At 61.3% G+C, this 18,658-nt stretch carries 8 protein-coding genes and 1 pseudogene; 2 read left to right on the forward strand and 7 right to left on the reverse strand.

Going from position 1 to position 18,658, the window contains the following annotated elements:
• Nucleotides 1-136: 136 nt before the first annotated feature.
• Both pyc and ACD590_RS21865 read right to left on the reverse strand, forming a co-directional pair.
• Nucleotides 137-3,601, reverse strand: coding sequence for a pyruvate carboxylase (gene pyc, locus ACD590_RS21860; RefSeq protein ID WP_439003347.1), 3,465 nt, complete (start codon nt 3,599-3,601; stop codon nt 137-139).
• A 216-nt stretch (nt 3,602-3,817) separates the two neighbouring features.
• Nucleotides 3,818-4,573, reverse strand: a complete 756-nt coding sequence (locus ACD590_RS21865) for a helix-turn-helix transcriptional regulator (RefSeq protein ID WP_131605699.1) — start codon at nt 4,571-4,573, stop codon at nt 3,818-3,820.
• Nucleotides 4,574-4,893: 320 nt separating this feature from the next.
• On the opposite strand from ACD590_RS21865, the gene ACD590_RS21870 reads away from it, so the two are divergent.
• Nucleotides 4,894-6,657 (forward strand): glucan ABC transporter ATP-binding protein/ permease, encoded by a 1,764-nt coding sequence (locus tag ACD590_RS21870; RefSeq protein ID WP_047620366.1) that lies wholly within the window; start codon nt 4,894-4,896, stop codon nt 6,655-6,657.
• 228 nt (nt 6,658-6,885) lie between these two features.
• On the opposite strand, the gene ACD590_RS21875 is transcribed toward ACD590_RS21870, so the two are convergent.
• Nucleotides 6,886-7,080 carry a helix-turn-helix domain-containing protein gene (locus ACD590_RS21875; protein ID WP_439003348.1) on the reverse strand — a complete coding sequence of 65 codons (195 nt, stop codon included), beginning with the start codon at nt 7,078-7,080 and terminating at the stop codon, nt 6,886-6,888.
• A 254-nt stretch (nt 7,081-7,334) separates the two neighbouring features.
• Here ACD590_RS21875 and ACD590_RS21880 point away from each other — a divergent pair, with 254 nt between their 5' ends.
• A complete protein-coding gene (locus ACD590_RS21880) occupies nt 7,335-7,688 on the forward strand; it encodes a VOC family protein (protein WP_439003349.1) in 354 nt (117 codons plus the stop codon).
• 49 nt (nt 7,689-7,737) lie between these two features.
• Here ACD590_RS21880 and ACD590_RS21885 read toward each other — a convergent pair whose 3' ends face one another.
• The 4 genes and pseudogenes from ACD590_RS21885 to ACD590_RS21900 form a co-directional block, all read right to left on the reverse strand.
• Nucleotides 7,738-8,976 (reverse strand): OpgC family protein, encoded by a 1,239-nt coding sequence (locus ACD590_RS21885; RefSeq protein WP_182562160.1) that lies wholly within the window; start codon nt 8,974-8,976, stop codon nt 7,738-7,740.
• Nucleotides 8,977-9,076: 100 nt separating this feature from the next.
• Nucleotides 9,077-17,579, reverse strand: a pseudogene (locus ACD590_RS21890) (GH36-type glycosyl hydrolase domain-containing protein).
• 567 nt (nt 17,580-18,146) lie between these two features.
• On the reverse strand, nt 18,147-18,311 hold the full coding sequence (locus ACD590_RS21895; protein WP_018244083.1) for a hypothetical protein: 165 nt from the start codon (nt 18,309-18,311) through the stop codon (nt 18,147-18,149).
• A 127-nt stretch (nt 18,312-18,438) separates the two neighbouring features.
• Nucleotides 18,439-18,627: a hypothetical protein gene (locus tag ACD590_RS21900; RefSeq protein ID WP_028733602.1), complete on the reverse strand. Its 189-nt coding sequence runs from the start codon at nt 18,625-18,627 to the stop codon at nt 18,439-18,441.
• Nucleotides 18,628-18,658: the final 31 nt, after the last annotated feature.

Consider the following 18,658-nt stretch of genomic DNA (forward strand, 5'->3'; position numbering starts at 1 on the left):
CTCCGCGCCGGGCAAGGCGCGAAGGCCGCAGACATTCGAAAAATCAACTTTTTGACAGGCCGATCGTACACAATCGAGTGAATGGAGCCGGCTCGCAAAGTCGGCTGATGGGCGTCTTTGCGAGGATGGCAGCCATTCAACCTGCGTAAACGACGAGTAGGTCCTTGGCGTCGATCTGGTCGCCGGCCCGCACCAGCACCTCGGAAATGGTGCCGTCCTTTTCCGCATGCAGCGCCGTTTCCATCTTCATCGCCTCGATCGAGACGAGCACGTCGCCGGCATTGACGGCCTGGCCGGGTGAGACGAAGACACGGCTGATGACACCCGGCATCGGCGCGCCGACATGAACGGCATTGCCCGGCTCGGCCTTGCGGCGGACGGCCGCACCCGTCGCCCCATGGGCCCGGTCCGGCACCTTGATACGGCGCGGCTGGCCGTTGAGCTCGAAGAAGATGGTCACCATGCCCTGGCTGTCGGTGGCGCTCATCGCCTGATTGACGATGACGAGCGTTTTGCCGCGCTCGATATCGGCAAACAGTTCCTCGCCGTCCTTGAGACCGTAGAAATAGGCGGGTGTCGGCAGCACCGAGACCGGGCCGTAGGTATCGGAGGCGAGCGCGAAGTCGGTGAAGACCTTCGGATACATCAGGTAGGAAGCGAATTCGAAGTCGCTGATCTCGCGCTCGAGCTTCGTCTCGATGACTTTACGCTCCGCATCGAGATCGGCCTCCTTGAGCAGCGAGCCGGGACGCACGGTATAGGGCTTGTCGCCCTTCAGCGCCTTCTTCTGCAGCGCCTCGGGCCATCCTGAAGGCGGCTGACCGAGATCGCCCTTCAGCATCGAGACCACCGATTCCGGGAAGGAGACTTCCTTCTCGGGGCTGACGACGTCGGCAACCGTCAGGTCCTGGGACACCATCATCAGCGCCATGTCGCCGACGACCTTGGAAGACGGCGTCACCTTGACGATATCGCCGAACATCTGGTTGGCGTCGGCATAGGCCTGCGCCACCTGATGCCAGCGGGTTTCGAGGCCGAGCGAGCGGGCCTGTTCCTTGAGGTTGGTGAACTGGCCACCCGGCATTTCATGCAGATAGACTTCGGATGCTGGTCCCTTCAGATCGCTTTCGAAGGCGGCATATTGGTTACGCGCCGCTTCCCAATAGAAGGAGATACGGCGAATCCATTCCGGATCGAGGCCCGGATCACGCTCCGTACCGCGCAACGCCTCGACGATCGAACCGAGACAGGGCTGCGAGGTATTGCCGGAAAGCGCATCCATGGCGGCATCGACGGCATCGACGCCGGCATCGACAGCGGCAAGAACGGTCGCGGCCGCAATACCCGATGTATCATGGGTGTGGAAATGGATCGGCAGGCTGGTCGCCTCGCGCAGCGCCTTGAACAGAACCTTCGCAGCCGCAGGCTTGAGGAGACCTGCCATATCCTTGAGCGCAATGATATGCGCGCCCGCCTTCTCGAGCTCGACCGCAAGGTCGGTATAGTATTTCAGATCGTATTTCGGACGGGCCGAGTTCAGGATATCGCCGGTGTAGCAGATCGCCGCCTCGCAGAGCTTGTTCTCCTCGGCAATGGCATCCATCGAGACACGCATGTTCTCGACCCAGTTCAGACAATCGAACACGCGGAAGAGATCAATACCGCCCCTGGCCGCCTGGCGGACAAAATATTTGACAACATTGTCGGGATAATTGGTGTAGCCGACGCCGTTGGCGCCGCGCAACAGCATCTGCAGCAGAAGGTTCGGCGCGCCCTCGCGGATCAGCGCCAGGCGCTCCCACGGGTCCTCGGTCAGAAAGCGCATCGAGACGTCGAAGGTCGCTCCGCCCCAGCATTCGAGCGACAAAAGGCCTGGCAGCGCATGCGCATAGGTGCCGGCGATGCGGGCGATATCATAGGTGCGCATGCGGGTGGCGAGCAGCGACTGGTGGCCGTCGCGCATCGTTGTATCGGTCAAAAGCACGCGCTTCTCGTTACGCATCCATTCGCCGAATTTCTTCGGGCCGAGCGTGTCGAGGAGCTGCTTCGTACCATCCTTGACCGTATTGCCATTGGCGTAGGGAACCACCGGCTCGGCAGCATTTTGCAACGGCTTCGGCCTGTCCTTGGCCTCGGGATGGCCATTGACGGTGACGTCGGCGAGATAGGTCAGGAGCTTCGTGGCGCGATCCTGGCGCTTCACCTGCTGGAAGAGCTCCGGCGTCGTGTCGATGAAGCGTGTCGTGTAGCTGTTATCCCGGAACTTCGGATGGCCGATGATCGCTTCGAGGAAGGTCAGGTTGGTAGCCACGCCGCGAATACGGAATTCGCGCAACGCACGATCCATGCGGGCGATCGCTTCGGACGGATTGGGCGCCCATGCCGTGACCTTGACGAGAAGGGGATCATAAAAACGGGTGATGATGGCGCCGGAATAGGAGGTGCCGCCATCGAGGCGAATGCCGAAACCGGATGCCGAGCGATAGGCGGTGATACGGCCGTAATCCGGAATGAAATTATGCTCCGGATCCTCCGTGGTGATGCGGCACTGCAGCGCATGGCCGTTGAGGCGGATATCCTCCTGGCGCGGCACGCCCGATTCCGCCGTGCCGATCGCAAAGCCGTCGAGGATGTGGATCTGCGCCTTGACGATGTCGATGCCGGTGACGACTTCGGTCACCGTATGCTCGACCTGGATGCGTGGATTGACTTCGATGAAGTAGAATTTCCCGGTATCGGCATCCATCAGATACTCGACGGTACCGGCGCCGATATAATTGGTCGCGGCGGCGATCTTCAATGAATAGGCGGCGAGTTCCTGGCGCTGCGCCTCCGAGAGATAGGGTGCCGGCGCGCGCTCGACGACTTTCTGGTTGCGGCGTTGGATCGAGCAGTCACGCTCGAAGAGATGCACGACATTGCCGTGCGTATCGCCGAGAACCTGGCTTTCGACATGGCGGGCGCGCTCGACGAGCTTTTCCAGATAGACCTCGTCCTTGCCGAAGGCGGCCATCGCCTCGCGTTTGGCTTCCGTCACCTCGCGGGCAAGATCCTTTGGATCGCGGATCGCGCGCATGCCGCGCCCGCCGCCACCCCAGGAAGCCTTCAGCATGACGGGGTAGCCGATTTCTTCCGCCATCTTCGCCACTTCGGCCATGTCCTCCGGCAGAGGCCCGGTGGCCGGGACTACAGGGACGCCGACCGAGATCGCCAGGTTGCGCGCCGCGACCTTGTTGCCGAGCTGGCGCATCGTATCGGCCTTCGGGCCGATGAAGATGATGCCGGCCTTGTTGCAGGCATCGACGAATTCGGGGCTTTCCGACAGCAGGCCGTAGCCGGGATGGATGGCATCGGCGCCGGAGAGTTTCGCGACGCGGATCACCTCCTCGATCGACAGATAACTCTCGATCGGGCCCATGTCCTTGGAAAGATGCGGGCCGCGACCGACCTGGTAGCTCTCGTCCGCCTTGAAGCGGTGAAGCGCCAGCTTGTCCTCTTCCGCCCAGATCGCCACGGTTTTTATTCCAAGCTCGTTGGCCGCGCGGAACACGCGAATGGCAATTTCGGAGCGATTGGCAACGAGAATCTTGGAAATGGGCAAAACGGTCTCCTCAGACGTTCAGGCGCGGGCAATGCTGCACCCGCGAAGAAAATTCTTAACTTCTTGTTACAGAAAGTTCAATTTCTCTTGCGACTGCGAAATGCAATTTCTCGCCACGCTGAGCAACTCCAGGAAAAGTGCGAAGCGGTTTTCCGTCTGGAGTTGCGTAAAAGTAAAAACCAGAGCGGTTCCGCTTCGATCAGAAGCGGAATTGCTCTAACTTATCAGGCCGTGGCGGAAAGCAAGCGCCACCGCCTGCTGCCTGTTTTTCGCCTTCAGTTTATCCTGCAGACCGTTCATATACCAATCGACCGTGTGGTTTGAGATCTTCAGCATCTTGCTGATCTCCATCGAAGTCATGCCTTCGGCGAGATAATGCAGGATTTCCATCTCGCGCCGCGTCAGCGGCGTGTCGGCCGGCAGGATGGTTTCCAGCGCCGGCGCCTCGCCTTTCAGATCGAGCAACCGCCAGAAGGCCTTGCGCGCCACCGCCTCCAACAATGCGATCTCCACCGGCGACAACTCGATCGGCTTGCCGGCGAGACTGAGGCTGGCGAGAGTACCGTTGCGTCCGTGGATCGGAAAGATGTAGCCGTCCTCCAGCCCGTGGCCAAAGGCATCGACCATCATCTGCTCCATGCGGCGCTGATGCGCATCCTTGTGGAAGGCCGCCATCGCCTCCCGCCAGCGGAAAGGCCGCTGCGCGTGGCCGAGATAGCGCACCATCGGATCGATCAGAGCATATTTTTTCGCGGCATATATCCGCGGCCAATGCTCCGGCCAGCGGCCGGCCAGCGCCGCAGCCCAGGACTCTGGATTCTGCTGCACCGGTTTCTGTGGCAAATGACGCAGCAGGCCGTAATATTCGAAACCGCAACCGTGGAGGATCTGCTCCAGCTCGGTGACGACAGCTTCAGGATTTGAGCATTCTTCCAGAATTACAAGCAATTGAATTAACGAATTAATATTCACAAAAATGCCCCTTGCCCGGACCTGTTGCCCGCATGAGGCCGTCGGCGGCTGGTCAAACTGGTCGCGAAACGGTCTTCTTTAATAAATGCAGTCTGTAATTTAATGCTGTGCTAAACATTTAATAAAATGCAAGCGCAAATTGTTGCGAGATATGGCCAGGCGGCAATTTCGGCGTCATGGCCACTCGTCGCATCCTGCGATAATACGATCGCGGCAATCATCACATCGATCGAACCCTGACTACTCCGTTAATCGCCCGTTCAGGTAGGCTTTTGTAGCATCGCATCATCCCGTTTTCGCAGATGCACAAGAGGTTCGACGTGACGCTATTCAAGGTCTATGCAAGAGCTCTGCGCTATCTTGGCGCCTACAAGCTGCGCGTATCCCTGGTCGTTGTCGCAAACATTGTTCTTGCGACGATCACCATCGCGGAGCCGATCCTGTTCGGTCGCATTATCGATGCGATTTCGGGCAAGGGTGAGGTCAAGCCCATCCTCTTCATGTGGGCGACTTTCGCCGTCTTCAACACCATTGCCTTCGTCCTGGTGGCCCGCGAGGCCGACAGACTGGCCCATGGCCGGCGAGCGACGCTGTTGACGGAAGCCTTCGGCCGCATCATTTCCATGCCGCTCGGCTGGCACCATCAGCGCGGCACCTCCAACGCGCTGCATACATTGCTGCGCGCCTGCGAGACGCTGTTCGGCCTCTGGCTGGAATTTATGCGCAACCACCTGTCGACGGTCATCGCGCTTGCTCTTCTGATACCGACCGCAATGTCGATGGACCTGCGCCTTTCCGCCGTACTCATGGTGCTCGCCATCGCCTACTGGCTGATCGGCCGCGTCGTCATGAGCCGCACCAAGGACGGCCAGGCTTCGGTCGAGAACCATTATCACACCGTCTTCTCGCATGTCAGCGACTCGATCAGCAACGTTTCTGTCCTGCACAGCTATAACCGCATCGAGGCCGAAACCAGGGCGCTGAAATCCTTCGCTGACCGTCTGCTCGAAGCGCAGTATCCGGTGCTCGACTGGTGGGCGATTGCCAGCGCACTGAACCGCATGGCGTCGACCATCGCGATGATGGTGGTCCTGATCATCGGCACCATGCTCGTCCAGGCCGGCCAGCTGCGCGTCGGCGACGTCATCGCCTTTATCGGCTTCGCCAACCTGTTGATTGGCCGCCTCGACCTGATGCGCCAGTTCGCTACGCAGATTTTCGAGGCCCGCTCCAAGCTCGAGGAATTCTATGCGCTGGAAGACTCGGTGCGTGAACGCGAAGAGCCGGCCGGCAACGGCGAAATCAAGGACGTCAGGGGTTCGATCGAATTCCGCGACGTCTCCTTCGGCTTCGGCAACAGCTCGCAGGGTCTGCATAACGTCTCCTTCTCGGTGAAGGCAGGCCAGACGGTCGCGATCGTCGGCCCGACCGGCGCCGGCAAGACGACGCTCGTCAACCTGCTGCAGCGTGTCTATGATGCCCAGGGCGGTAAGATCCTCGTCGACGGCACCGATATTACCAAGGTGACCCGCAAGTCGCTGCGCCGCCACATCGCCACCGTCTTCCAGGATGCGGGCCTGCTGAACCGTTCGATCAGCGACAATATCCGCCTTGGTCGCGAAGGCGCCAGCGAAGAGGAAATGCGCCGTGCGGCCGAAGCCGCCGCCGCCGCCGACTTCATCGAGACCCGTGAGGAGCGCTACGATACGCATGTCGGTGAACGCGGCAACAAGCTCTCCGGCGGCGAGCGCCAGCGTATCGCGATTGCTCGCGCCATTCTGAAGGACGCGCCAATCCTGGTGCTCGACGAGGCGACCTCGGCGCTCGACGTCGAAACCGAAGCCCGCGTCAAGGCCGCAATCGACAACCTGCGCCAGAACCGCACCACCTTCATCATCGCCCACCGCCTGTCGACGGTCCGCGAAGCCGATATGGTGCTCTTCCTGGATGACGGCCGTGTCGTTGAACAGGGCAGCTTCGACGAACTCAGCCACAGCAACGGCCGCTTCGCCGCCCTGCTGCGCGCCAGCGGCATCCTGACGGACGAAGAAGTCCGCAAGGCCCATGCCACCGAAGCCGCCTGATCGGTTCGGGTTTCAAGATAAAGGCCGGAAGGGTAGCTCCTTCCGGCCTTTTTGTTTGCTCTGGGACCTGGCAGGCTTTCCTGGTCAGATTGAAGCATTCTGTTGGCCCAAAGGAGTTCAATGATCGAGCGGCCGACGCCCGTCGTCGCCGACGGCGGCAAAGGTCCGGAGATCCTGCGGCCGGCGGGCGATCTTGCGAGCCCCCAGGCCGGATGCTCGTCCCGGATATCAAGCAACCGCATGTTCGAGATCGGCTCCCGTGCGCCATGGGCTGGCATGCCGCCGGCGGGAGCAGTCCTCCACCGGCTCGCCCGCCCGCAAGCGCCGCAGCCAGACGTAGCCGGTCTGTCGGCTGATGCAGTGGCGCTGGCAAAGCTCAGATACGTTCTCCCCCTCAAGCTCTGCCAGCCGGCAGAATTCCAAATATTCGTCCGCAATCGACCTCGGCCGCTAGAGCCTTTCCGGGTCAGATTGAAGCATTCTGCCGGAGCAGATTTTCGTCAGGGCAGAGGCGATTGGCGATGGGCATACCCCTTGGTACGTCCGAGCCGATCGCCTCTGATCCTGACGGAAAGATGCCTGGCCCTTCGGGTTGGCTCAAACGGAGTCGGAATGGTTCAATCTAACCCGAAAAGGCTCTAACCTCCGCCAGTCGAAGAGCAACGGGGAGCGAAGCCATGAAGGTCCTGCGCATCGTCGCCAATATTCAGGCACCGGATATCACTCTGGCCCGGCGCTTCTATCAGGATATCCTCGGTCTCGACGTCATCATGGATCACGGCTGGATCACGACGTTCGGCGCCCCGCGCTCGATGAACGTTCAGCTCAGCATCGCCAGCGAAGGCGGTTCCGGAACGGAGGTGCCCGCCCTCTCGATCGAGGTCGACGACCTCGATGCTGCTTTCGCGGCGATGTCGGCCTCAGGCTTCCCGATCGAGTACGGACCGGCCGACGAGCCTTGGGGCGTCAGGCGCTTCTATGTGCGCGATCCCTTCGGCAAGCTGGTGAACATCCTCGTTCATAAAAGTTGAGCCGGCGGCCATCGGCCGCCGGCTCCCTTATGTCGGGCAAATCCGAGCTCTATTTCCGATCGTTCTGGCGATAGGCATTTGCCGTTCTGCCAATGCGGACAGGAACGGGGATGGTGGCGGTATCGGCGACAAGTTTCCCCTTGAGCCTGCCCTGCTGGCGCTTGCGTTCGAGATAATAGGCATAGGCGAATTGTGTCGCGACCCCAGCGATCACGAAGAGCGGACCGACCAGTTGGTCCTTGTTGGTGATGTAGAGCACCACCTGGCCGATCATGGCGAGGATCGTGCCGGCGACGAAGATGTTCAGCGAGTGGCGGCCGAGGATCGTCAGCGGATGGTCCGCAGGACGGCGCAGGATACGCGAGAGTGCCGGGATGCTGATAACGAGATAAGTCAGCGCCAGCACATGCAGCAGCCGCGGCAGCGACAGGAAGGTCTTGTCGAAACCGGTGATGACAGGCGGCAGGCCAAGTGCTGCCAGCGAGTTGCCGAAAATCCAGAGATGGCCGGTCACCCAGATGAAGGACAGCATGACGTAACCGGCAGCAACCGTCAGCAGCAGCGGATGCTGCGGGATCGTGCCGCCGCGCTTGATATGCAGCATCGAGACGATGCCGATCGTAAACAGGAACTGCCAGGAGAGCGGATTGAGGAACCAATAGCCCTCGATCAGCATGTTGTGCGGCGCCACTTCGTAGATGCCCGCAAGCAGCCAGACCGTGCCCGAGACACCGAGCGCCAGCCAAGGGCTTCGCGCATTCAAGAGCAGGATGACCGGCACCATCAGCATCAGCGCCCCGTACATCGGCAGGATATTATTGTAGCCGATCTGGTGGCCGAGCAGCAGCAGCGCTGGAATGCCTTCCTTCAGGTTCATCAAAACCGCCAGGATATTGATCTCGACCAGCAACCCCGGCCTATGAAACAGCCACGCACCGCAGAGAAAGAGCGCCAGCGTCATGAAGGTGGTGATCATATGGGCGAGATAGAGCGTGAAGGCGCGCTTTGCCGACTTGATCGCCACCGTGAGCCGGTTGCCCGGCTGGAAGCGGCCCCCATAGGCAAGGCCGACGGCAATGCCGGAGATCAGCACGAAGGCCTCGGCGGCATCGGAGAAACCGAAATTCTTCGTCGTCACATATTCGAAAATCTGTCCGGGAACATGATTGATGAAGATCATGATCAGGGCCACGCCACGCAAGACGTCGAGCCTCGTGTCACGCACTGACGCAGCTGCGGATAGGGAACTGCGCCCCGTGACGATGGCTTGGGTCGGCGTGCTTGCCATTGGTCTCTCCTTATTATCCGATTTGCAAACGCGACGACGGCCAAAAGGGTTCCCTTTTGGCCGTCGCGAATCGCCGTCTTTTTCAGCGTGGAGAACGCTGTTATCCGAGCGGATATCCCTCTTCGGGATCGGTGACTTCGCAGCCGTTGATTGACAGAGTGTAGCCGCTGCCATTGGACGCTTTTGAGACCGAAATGCGGTATTTGCCGCCGCCTTGCTCCACCTCTGCCGCAAAACCGTCCCATTCCGAAGGGAGCGACGGGCGCACGTAAATCCGGCCGTCCTTCAGCCGGATACCGAGGATGCCCTCGACGGCGGCGCGATAGAGCCAGCCGGCTGACCCGGTATACCAAGTCCAGCCGCCGCGCGACGTATAAGGCTCGTTTCCGTAGACGTCGGCCGCAACGACATAGGGTTCGACGCGGTATTGCTCCGCTGAAGCCTTGTCGAGCGCATGGGTGATCGGGTTGAGGATCTGGAAGCAGCGGAAGGCATCGTCGCCCCGCTTCAGCTCCGCCAGCGCCATCACGACCCAGGTCGCGGCATGGGTATATTGCCCGCCGTTTTCGCGCACGCCCGGCGGATAGGCCTTGATATAGCCGGGATCCCTGGCGGAATTGACGAAAGGCGGCGTGAACAGCCGGATGATGCGGGCATCCTCGTCGACCAGCTGATCGAGCACCGCATCCATCGCCGTGACCGCGCGGGCCGGATCGCCCTCGCCCGACAGCACGCTCCAGGACTGCGCGATCGAATCGATCCGGCATTCGGGGCTTTCCCTGGAACCGAGCAGCGCACCGTCGTCGAACGTGCCGCGGCGATAGTAGCCGCCATCCCAGGCTGCAGTTTCCAGCGCCTTCTTCAGCTCGGTGAGATGCGCCGACCAGCGCTCTGCACGGGCCGTGTCGCCACGCTCGTCGGCATAGGGAATGAAGGAGCGCAATGCCCCCGCCAGGAACCAGCCGAGCCAGACGCTGGTGCCGCGCCCGCCGACGCCGACGCGGTTCATGCCGTCGTTCCAGTCGCCGCCAAGGAACAGCGGCAGGCCGTTGGCCCCCTTGCGAGCGATGGCGAGATCGAGCGCCAGCGCCGCGTGTTCGTAGACGCTCGCCTTGTTCTCGGAGATCTCCGGCTTGTAGAACGAGTCGTGCTGGCCCTTCCAGGAAGGCGATCTCCTCGTCGAGCACGTTTTTGTCGCCGGTGACGCTGCAATAGTGGTGGATCGCGTAAGCGAGCCAGACGACGTCGTCGGAGATCAGCGTACGCACGCCCGCACCCGTTCCCGGCAGCCACCAATGCTGTACATCGCCTTCGCGGAATTGCCGCGAAGCGGCATTCAGGATCTGGCGGCGGGCAAGCGAGGGCTCGTGCAGCACGAAGGCCAGCGTGTCCTGCAGCTGGTCGCGGAAGCCGAAGGCGCCGCTTGCCTGGTAGAAGGCGGTGCGGGCCATGATGCGGCAGCCGAGGCTCTGATAGGGCAGCCAGGTGTTGACGAGATTGTTCATCCCGCGATCTGGCGTCGATATCTGCAGCCTGCCGGTGAAATCCCGCCAGAAGGCGCGGTTTGCCTCGACGGTCTCGTCGAACGAAGCCTTGCGGATGTCGGCGATGACAGTGCGCGCTTCTTCTTCCGTCGGCGTATCGCCGAGGAAGAATGTGAAGTCGCGCTCTTCGCCGGCGCCGAGCTCGATGTCGATTGCAAGCGCCGCGGCCGGATCGCCATCGAGTTCCGTCGCGCCGGAAAGAGCGGCGGCGGAAGTGACGGCCTGCGGTGCCTGGATCGTCCCCGCCTTGCCGATGAATTCGCGCCGGCTTGCCGAGAAACTCGAAAGTGTCTCGCTCGCCGCGAAGAAGGCGGTGCGGTTGGAAAAATCGATGCTGTAGGGATTGGTGGCAAACAGCGCCCCCGTCTCCTCATCATGGCTCGACAGGATGAAAGGCACCGTGCGTCCTGGATTGCTGCCGAGAATCCATTCGACATAACCGTAGAGACGCAGCTTGCGGCCGATCGAACCGGTGTTGCGCAGGCGCAGGCGCTGCAGTTTCACCGGCTTTTCGCGGTCGATCGTCTGCGTCAGTTCGAGCGCGATATCGTGCTGAACGCTGGAGAAGACGGAATAACCGAGCCCGTGGCGGGCTTCGAAACGGATGTCCGGCCGGCGGGAAAGCGCTGCGAACGGCGTCATGACGGCACCGCTGTCCAGATCGGTGAGATAGAACGCCTCGCCCGAACGGTTGACCACCGCATCGTTCGACCAGGAGGTCAGCTGATAGTCGCGCGAATTGACGCTCCAGGTGAAACCCGAACCCTCGGCCGACACGTGGAAGCCGAAGCTGTCGTTGGAAATGACATTGATCCAGGGCTGCGGCGTCGCATGACCTCCAGGCAGCCGAACGACATATTCGCGTCCGTCGCGGGCAAAGCCGCCGATGCCGTTCCAGAAGTCGAGATCGCCTTCCTCCTCGATGATGACGGCGGGCACGACAGGTGGCGGCACCGGCGCAACACGCTTGACGGGGGCCTTGTTGCGCTCGACCCGTTCCATCTCCTGCAGTTCCTCCTTGGAGGGTGCAAACAGCGCGACGGCGCGATTGATCTGGTCGACCACCTTGCCGTTCTTGGTGTGCAGCGTGACGCGGGAAGCCGCGATCAGCGCATGATAAGTGGCTTCTTCCATCAGGTCCTTGCGAACCGCAAAGATATGCTGGCGCAACCCGTCGGCCTGGCCCATGCGGCGCACGTTTTCGCACATGGCGTCGAGCGCATGCTGCATGTCCTGCGCATAGGACGAAGCGCGTTCGTTCATGATGACGAGATCGGCGGTGACGCCGCGCGAGCGCAGATATTCCTGCGCCAGCAGCGCCTCGCGGGCGATGTCGAGATCCATGTCGTCGTTGATGCGCAGCGTGAAGATCGGGAAGTCGCCGGAGATCGCCAGCGGCCAGAGCGCCGATTGCGACTGTAGGCCGGCCTCGACGGTCGCCTCGTCCTTGCGCAGTTGCATGTCGGGATAGACGAGATAGCGCCCGAGATGCTGGAAGGCGGCCGCCTGCTGGGAGGTGACGCCGACATGGCGCATCTGCACCTGCGTGCGTGTCCAGGCCTGGACGAGCTCGTGGGTGAAGGCATCGGGATGACGGTAACGATTGACCGCCTTGTCGACTTCCTCGCGGCTTGGCGCCGCAATCGTCCAGAAGATCACGCTGACTTTCTTGCCGGCCGGTACGCGGACGGTGCGACGCAGCGACATGACGGCATCGAGCATGAAGCCGTCGCTGCCGGAAAGCGTGGCACCCGGATCGAAGGCCGCCGCATCGGCGAGGCTGCGGCCGCGGCCGATGAACTTGCGCCGGTCGGTCTCGAATTCGGTATGGCGGGTGTCGCCGGCATTGTCGACGATCAGATGTGCGATGCTGATATTAGGCTCGTTCGGGTCGCGCTTGTTGCGTTCGGCGCGGATGACGTCGCCGCGCTTGCCGATCTCTGTCTTGACGAACATGCGGGCGAATGCCGGATGCGCATTGTCGGTATCGTCGGAGGTAATCACCGGTTCGAGATAGGAGGTGACCTCGATGAAACGGTCCTCCGTGCCCATGTTGAGCAGCGTGACGCGACGGGCCTCGGCATCATGCTCGGTCGCGACGATGCATTCCACCTCGCTTGTGAGGTCGCCGACCATCTTGGTGAACTGCGCCTTCTCGTCGGCGAATTCGACCTTGATCTTTTCGCCTTCGACACCCTTCGGCTCTGATGTCGCCGACCACCATTCGTTGGTGGCAGTATCGCGCAGGAAGATGAAGCTGCCCCAGCGGTCTTCAGTCGGATCAGGCTTCCAGCGGGAAACGGAAAGATTGTTCCAGCGGGAATAACCGGCGCCCGTCGCCGTCAGCATCACCGAATAATGACCGTTCGACAGGAAGACGAGTTCGCGGTCACGGGAAGCCGGATCGCTGATCTTCCTGAGCTCGGGCCGCAGGAGATCGTCCTGGATGCTGGCCGGTGTGTCGGATTCATGCTTGCCGCTCATGACGGGAATGTCGCGCGGCGCCTTTTCCTGCAGCAGCAACTCCGCCGCCTCGATGACGGGATCGGCGTGGAAGAGCTCGCGCAGATGACCGTTGAAGGCGACGTTGGCGACCGCCGCGATCGACATGCCGTGGTGATGGGCATAATAATTGTAGACCACCGCGCATTTCTTGCCTTCCGGCACGCGCGTCGGCGTGAAATCGACGGCGTCATGGAAGCCGAACTTGCCGAGTGCGCCGAGCTTGCGCAACTTTTGCAGGTTTTCCAGCGCGGCCGGCGGATCGTACTGGCTGGCAAGCAGCGAGGCATAGGGCGCGATGACGGCATTGTGGCCGAGGCCGCGCTTCAGACCGAGCGTGGGCACGCCGAAATTCGTGTACTGATAATTGAGGTTATGGTCGCGGGCATTGAAGGCCGCTTCCGAAATGCCCCAGGGAATACCGAGCTTGCGGGCGTAATTCATCTGCTCGACGACGACCAGATTGTTGGTCTGGTTGAGAATACCCCCGCCGCGCTCCTGCATGACGAGCGGCGGCATCAGATATTCGAACATCGAGCCGGACCAGGAAACCAGCGCACCGCGCGACCCCACAGGCACGACCTGGCGGCCGAGGCGGTACCAGTGTTCCGTCGGCAGGTCGCCCTTGGCGATGCCGAAGAGGCTGGTCAGGCGGCATTCCGAGGCGAGAAGGTCATAACAGGCCTGGTCGAGTTCACCGCTTTCGACGCGATAGCCGATCGACAGCAGACGCCGTTCCGGCCGGAACAGGAAGCCGAAATCCATCGAGAAGGCGAGATCGCGCGCCTTGTCGCGCAGCGCTACCAGGCGCGGCCGCAGCGCATCGACTTTGGAAAGGTCGAAGGTGCTGTCGGAAATATGCGCCTCGCAGACCTTCACCAGGGATGCCGCCCATTGGGTGACCTCTTCGCTCTGCTTCGACTTGACCTCATGGTCGAGATTGGCAGCGAGCTTCTCGATGTCGCGCGCGAGAACCGCAAGGTTGATGATGCGGATCGAGGCGAATTCGTGCTCGCGTTTGACGGCGGCAAGCGCGTTCTGGAAGCCGACGATGCGCTCCTCCAGGCGCCGGCGCAGCGGGCGCACGGTCTTGCGGTCATCGGGCAGATCCGCCAACACTTCTCGGAGAATGCCGGCCGTGTCGCCGACGCCGTCGAGATTGCCCTGCATATGGGCGGACGGCGCCTCGGCCCAGTTGCGGCAGGCCGACGAAATGGCGATCAGATGGCCGGCGAGATTGCCGCTGTCGACGGCCGAGACGTAACGGGGGCCTAGCGTCTGCAGCGTATCGGTGTGATACCAGTTGAACAGATGGCCGCGGAATTTCTCCATTCTGTCGATCGTCGCGATCGTCTGCTCCAGCCGTTCGAGCGTCTCCTCGAAGGAGAACCAGCCGAAATGCCGGCCGGAAACGACGGAAAGCAGATAGACGCCGATATTGGTCGGCGAGGTGCGCGCCGCGACAATCACATGCGGCGTTTCCTGGATATTGTCCGGCGGCAGATAGTTCTGCTCGGCCGTCGTGAAGGTCTCGAAATAACGCCAGGTGCGCCGGGCGATCTTGCGCAGTTCGCTCGACACGGAATCGGCGACCTCGAGCCGGTCCTCGGTCTCCGCCGACTGGCTGACATACCAGGCGACAACAGGCGACAGGATCCACAGCAGCGCGAAGGGAATGCCGACAAGGAAGGCGTTGTCGCCGGGAAGAGCTGCGAAACCGAGCGCCAGCAGCGCCAACGCCGGTGCATGCCACATCGCCTTGTAATAGGAGATCAACGTGCCCTGGCCGCCGGCCTGAACGCTGGCAGCGGTCCGCCACTGCAGCATCAGCTTGCGGCTGACGAACAGGCGATAGAGCGAACGGCCGATCGCATCCGCCATCATGCAAGCCGAATCGGCGATGAAGACGATGCGCAACGCAACCTGGGCATTGGCGGCCGTGATATCGGACCAGACCGTATAGAGATGGGCGCGGGCGATGATATCGCTGGTGCGCGGGATGATGCCGTTGATGAGCGACAGCGTCGGCGCGACGAAGAGGCAGAAGATCAGCAGAATCTGCCAGATCAGCGCGCCGAGCGGACCCATGAAATACCAGCCGAGCACGGAGGCGAAGAACCAGGCGATCGGCGTCAGCGAGCGGCGCAGATTGTCGAACATCTTCCAACGGCCGAGTGCCGTGACGCCGTATTTCGGATTGAACATGTAGGGGAGAAGCTGCCAGTCGCCGCGTGCCCAGCGATGCTGGCGCGAGGTTTCCACCTCGTAGCGGATCGGGAAATCCTCCACCAGTTCGAGATCGGTGACGAGCGCGCAACGCGCCATCGAGCCTTCGAGAAGATCGTGGCTGAGCACGGAGTTCTCGTCGATCCGGCCCTTCAACGACGCTTCGAAGGCATCTACATGGTAAAGGCCCTTGCCGGTGAAGGTGCCTTCGCCGGCGAGATCCTGATAGACGTCGGAAACGGTGAAGACGTAAGGATCGAGGCCACGGTTGATCGAAAAGACGCGCTGGAAGACCGACGCGTCCTTGCCTGTCGTCAGCGACGGGGTGACCCGCGGCTGCAAGACGCCATAGCCGCTTTCGACGCGGCCGGTTTTCGGATTGATGACCGGGCGGTTGATCGGATGATAGAGCTTGCCGACGAGCTTGGTGACGGCATCGCGCATCAGGCGCGTATCGGCATCGAGCGTCATGACATATTGCACATTGGCCGGCACGGTATTGGCGCCCGGCAGATAGGTCGTGTCGCGGTCGCCGCGCAGAAGCATGTTCAGCTCGTGCAGCTTGCCGCGCTTGCGCTCCCAGCCCATCCAGACGCCTTCCGCGGGATTGTAGAGGCGGCGGCGATGCAACAGATAGAAACGCGTCTTGCCGTCATAGGCATAGCGGGCGGAGAGATTGGCGATCTCGCGCCTGGCATAATCGAGAACCTCGAGATCGGCAGGCGTTTCCTCGACCTCGCTGTCCGGCCAGTCGCTGAGCATCGCGAAATAGATCTCACCGCGCGGATTGGCGAGATAATGAACCTCGAGATTGCGAACGTGATCGTCGACGCTGTCGCGGTTCGAGATCAGGCAGGGCACGACGAGCAGCGTGCGCGCATCTTCCGGAATGCCTTCCTTGAACTCGTAGCCGACGAGGCGCGCCGGCGTCACGAAGAAGGATAGCAAGGTGTTGAAGAGACCTGTCGCCCCCTCCGACGCCGGCACCGAGAACATGATCAGCAGCAGGGCGATTTCAAACGCACCCATGCCGGCATTCGCCATGAATTTGCCGACGATCGCCATGGCGATGATGGTCAGCAGCATGACGGGCACGGCAATCGCCAGCCAGTTGAACCGGCGCACGGCGCGCACAAAATGCTGGATGACCGTCGGGCGATAGTTCGCCCGTGCTTCGAGCTTCGGCCGCTGCGCGCCGGACAGGAAGCCGCCGACATTCGGTTCGTGCGGCTGCGGCTCGTCGGAGGCCTTGGCGGCGTCAGTCATGTCGAGCGCCAGCTGGGCGATTTCCATTTCCGTCAGCGGCGAGCGCTTGGCCAGCTTCTCGATCTGTTTGCGATATTTGTTGCGCGAGCCGGAATCGAGGATGCCGTAATCCGAATGCTCCCAGAGCAGCTTGTCGACATGGCTGACCTGCTCGACCCAGACCGACCATTCGGCGTCATCGATCTCGCGAAGGCTGCGGATGATGTTGCCCATCGTCACGTTGCCGGAAGAGAGCCGGCTGTGTTCGGCCGTCGTCGTCTCTTCGGTGTTGCGGCCGAGCTCTTCCAGCCGCGCGTCGAGCCAAGTGATCGCCAGGCTCGACGTCTGCGAGCCGTCGCGCAGGCGATAGAGGAACTGCGTCGAGAAGGTATTGTCCTCGGCAAGCGATTCCAGCGTCTTCAGATAGGCGGTCGCCCCGGCTGGATCCGTTAGGCGCACCAATTCATCGGCCGCCTCGTTGGCGCGGCGGCGCAGGCGGCGGCTAGCTTCGACACGGCTCGAAATGCGGCGAAGGTTTTCGACGAGCACATAGCGCACGAGGGAGGGCAACGCCCAGAGTTCGCCGATCCTGAGCGTCTCGCTGGCCTGGAAGCCATCGACCAGCGCCGTCAGGCTTTCCTGCGATATCGTGCTGTGGGTATGAGCGACATAGAGCCAGGCAAGCACGAGGGTGCGTGGCACCTCGACGCCGCCGACGACCATGGTCGGCAATTCGCGATAGAAGCGGCGAGGGAAGTCGCGCCGCACCTCCTGGATCGCCTCCTCGACGATATAATGATTGTCCAGCAGCCATTCTGCCGCCGGCGTGATCGTCTCGCCGGCTTCGACGTCGGTCGCCGTGGTCCGGTAGACGCGCAGAATTTCCTTCTCGTTTTCCTTATGGCGGGCGAAGAAATCGAAGGGAGCGAAAGCCGGCAGCTTGTCGACGCCGTTGCGGGCGACCGCATCGCCCATCGCCTTGATGTCCTCGATGGAAAGATAGGTCGAGCGGATCGAATCGTTATGATCGATCTGCTTCGTCTCGGGTTCGCGCGAAAGGCTCGGAGAAAGATTGGAAATAGACATGGGTTCGGTTCTGGATCCAAACGAAGTTATGGCTGTTTTGCTCAGCCTTTTGCACTGCTTATCATGACTGCTACATGAACGGAGCCCTATTCTTCAAAGATCGATGAAGTGGGGGTGAACGACACTTGGCAAGCGATGCAGACGGGCTAAGCCCTGGTTCAGGACGCGGCCCGACAGGATCGAGACCATCGATACCTCTCCGCGAAAGCCATGTCGAAAATTTGGACACTATCGGGATAATTCAAGTCAAGAGGCGTTCACCGCTTGCCCGGCGAGCTTGTCTGGGCGGTGGGAATGACGAAAATGCCGGCCCCTGGTCCCGGCGATCAACAGCTTCGATTTCAGAAAAAGAAAAGAAGACGATCGCCAGATCCTACGCCTGACAGCGATTTGGGCGAGCTTGCACCCCGCGCATGAGCAAGTTCGCCGTGGCGCGCTTTGGATGGCGTGAAAAGAATAGAAGAATGATGATGAGTGGGAAAGCCGAGACAAATTAATGTTCGGAATTCAATAAGGGCGGAAACCGCCGCAGCGCCGGCACCTGCCGACGCTTAATCATCCACCGGATTACCCGACGACGCCGCAAACCATGGCCACGACGAACAGGAACGCCGCGGTGAAGATCGCTCCATGAAGCACCGTCTGAAGCCTGTGGCGCGTGGTGAGCGGCTTCTTGGTCGGTACGGAACCATACTGGTTCACGTGAGCATGCGAAATACCCAGATCTGCCATATGTCGCCTCCGTTGTTCTCGTGCGGCCGGTTGTGCGGCTCGCGCTTATATTCTTATTTTCTCTATCAAGTAGGTAGAGATAAAATTCCGTCTAGAGCGAACGGAAGAGAAAATTCAACCAGCCCTTTTAGCAGAGCGTGCGCCATGCCCAGATCAACGAGCGCTCGACGGCACTCTCCTTCTCAGGCGGGTTGGAGGAAGTCTCGATCAGCCGACGGTCCTTTTCCGCGGGAAGGGATACCGAAATCTGCTCCCGGCGATCGGTTTTCACCGGAGGATCGAGGTAGCCCATGGTCATCCCACCGAGAAAGAACATGCTTCAACCTCCATCGATCACGAAAGCTAAC

The sequence above is a fragment of the Rhizobium sp. 862_C5_N1_2 genome (genome assembly GCF_051811205.1).
In the GTDB taxonomy this organism is placed as follows: Bacteria; Pseudomonadota; Alphaproteobacteria; order Rhizobiales; family Rhizobiaceae; genus Rhizobium; species Rhizobium leguminosarum.

What these genes read in the sequence shown, in the direction of transcription:
- ACD590_RS21880 (WP_439003349.1), top strand. Translation starts at nt 7,335, where the DNA reads ATGAAGGTCCTGCGCATCGTCGCCAATATTCAGGCACCGGATATCACT.
- ACD590_RS21885 (WP_182562160.1), bottom strand. Translation starts at nt 8,976, where the DNA reads ATGGCAAGCACGCCGACCCAAGCCATCGTCACGGGGCGCAGTTCCCTA.
- ACD590_RS21895 (WP_018244083.1), bottom strand. Translation starts at nt 18,311, where the DNA reads ATGGCAGATCTGGGTATTTCGCATGCTCACGTGAACCAGTATGGTTCC.
- ACD590_RS21900 (WP_028733602.1), bottom strand. Translation starts at nt 18,627, where the DNA reads ATGTTCTTTCTCGGTGGGATGACCATGGGCTACCTCGATCCTCCGGTG.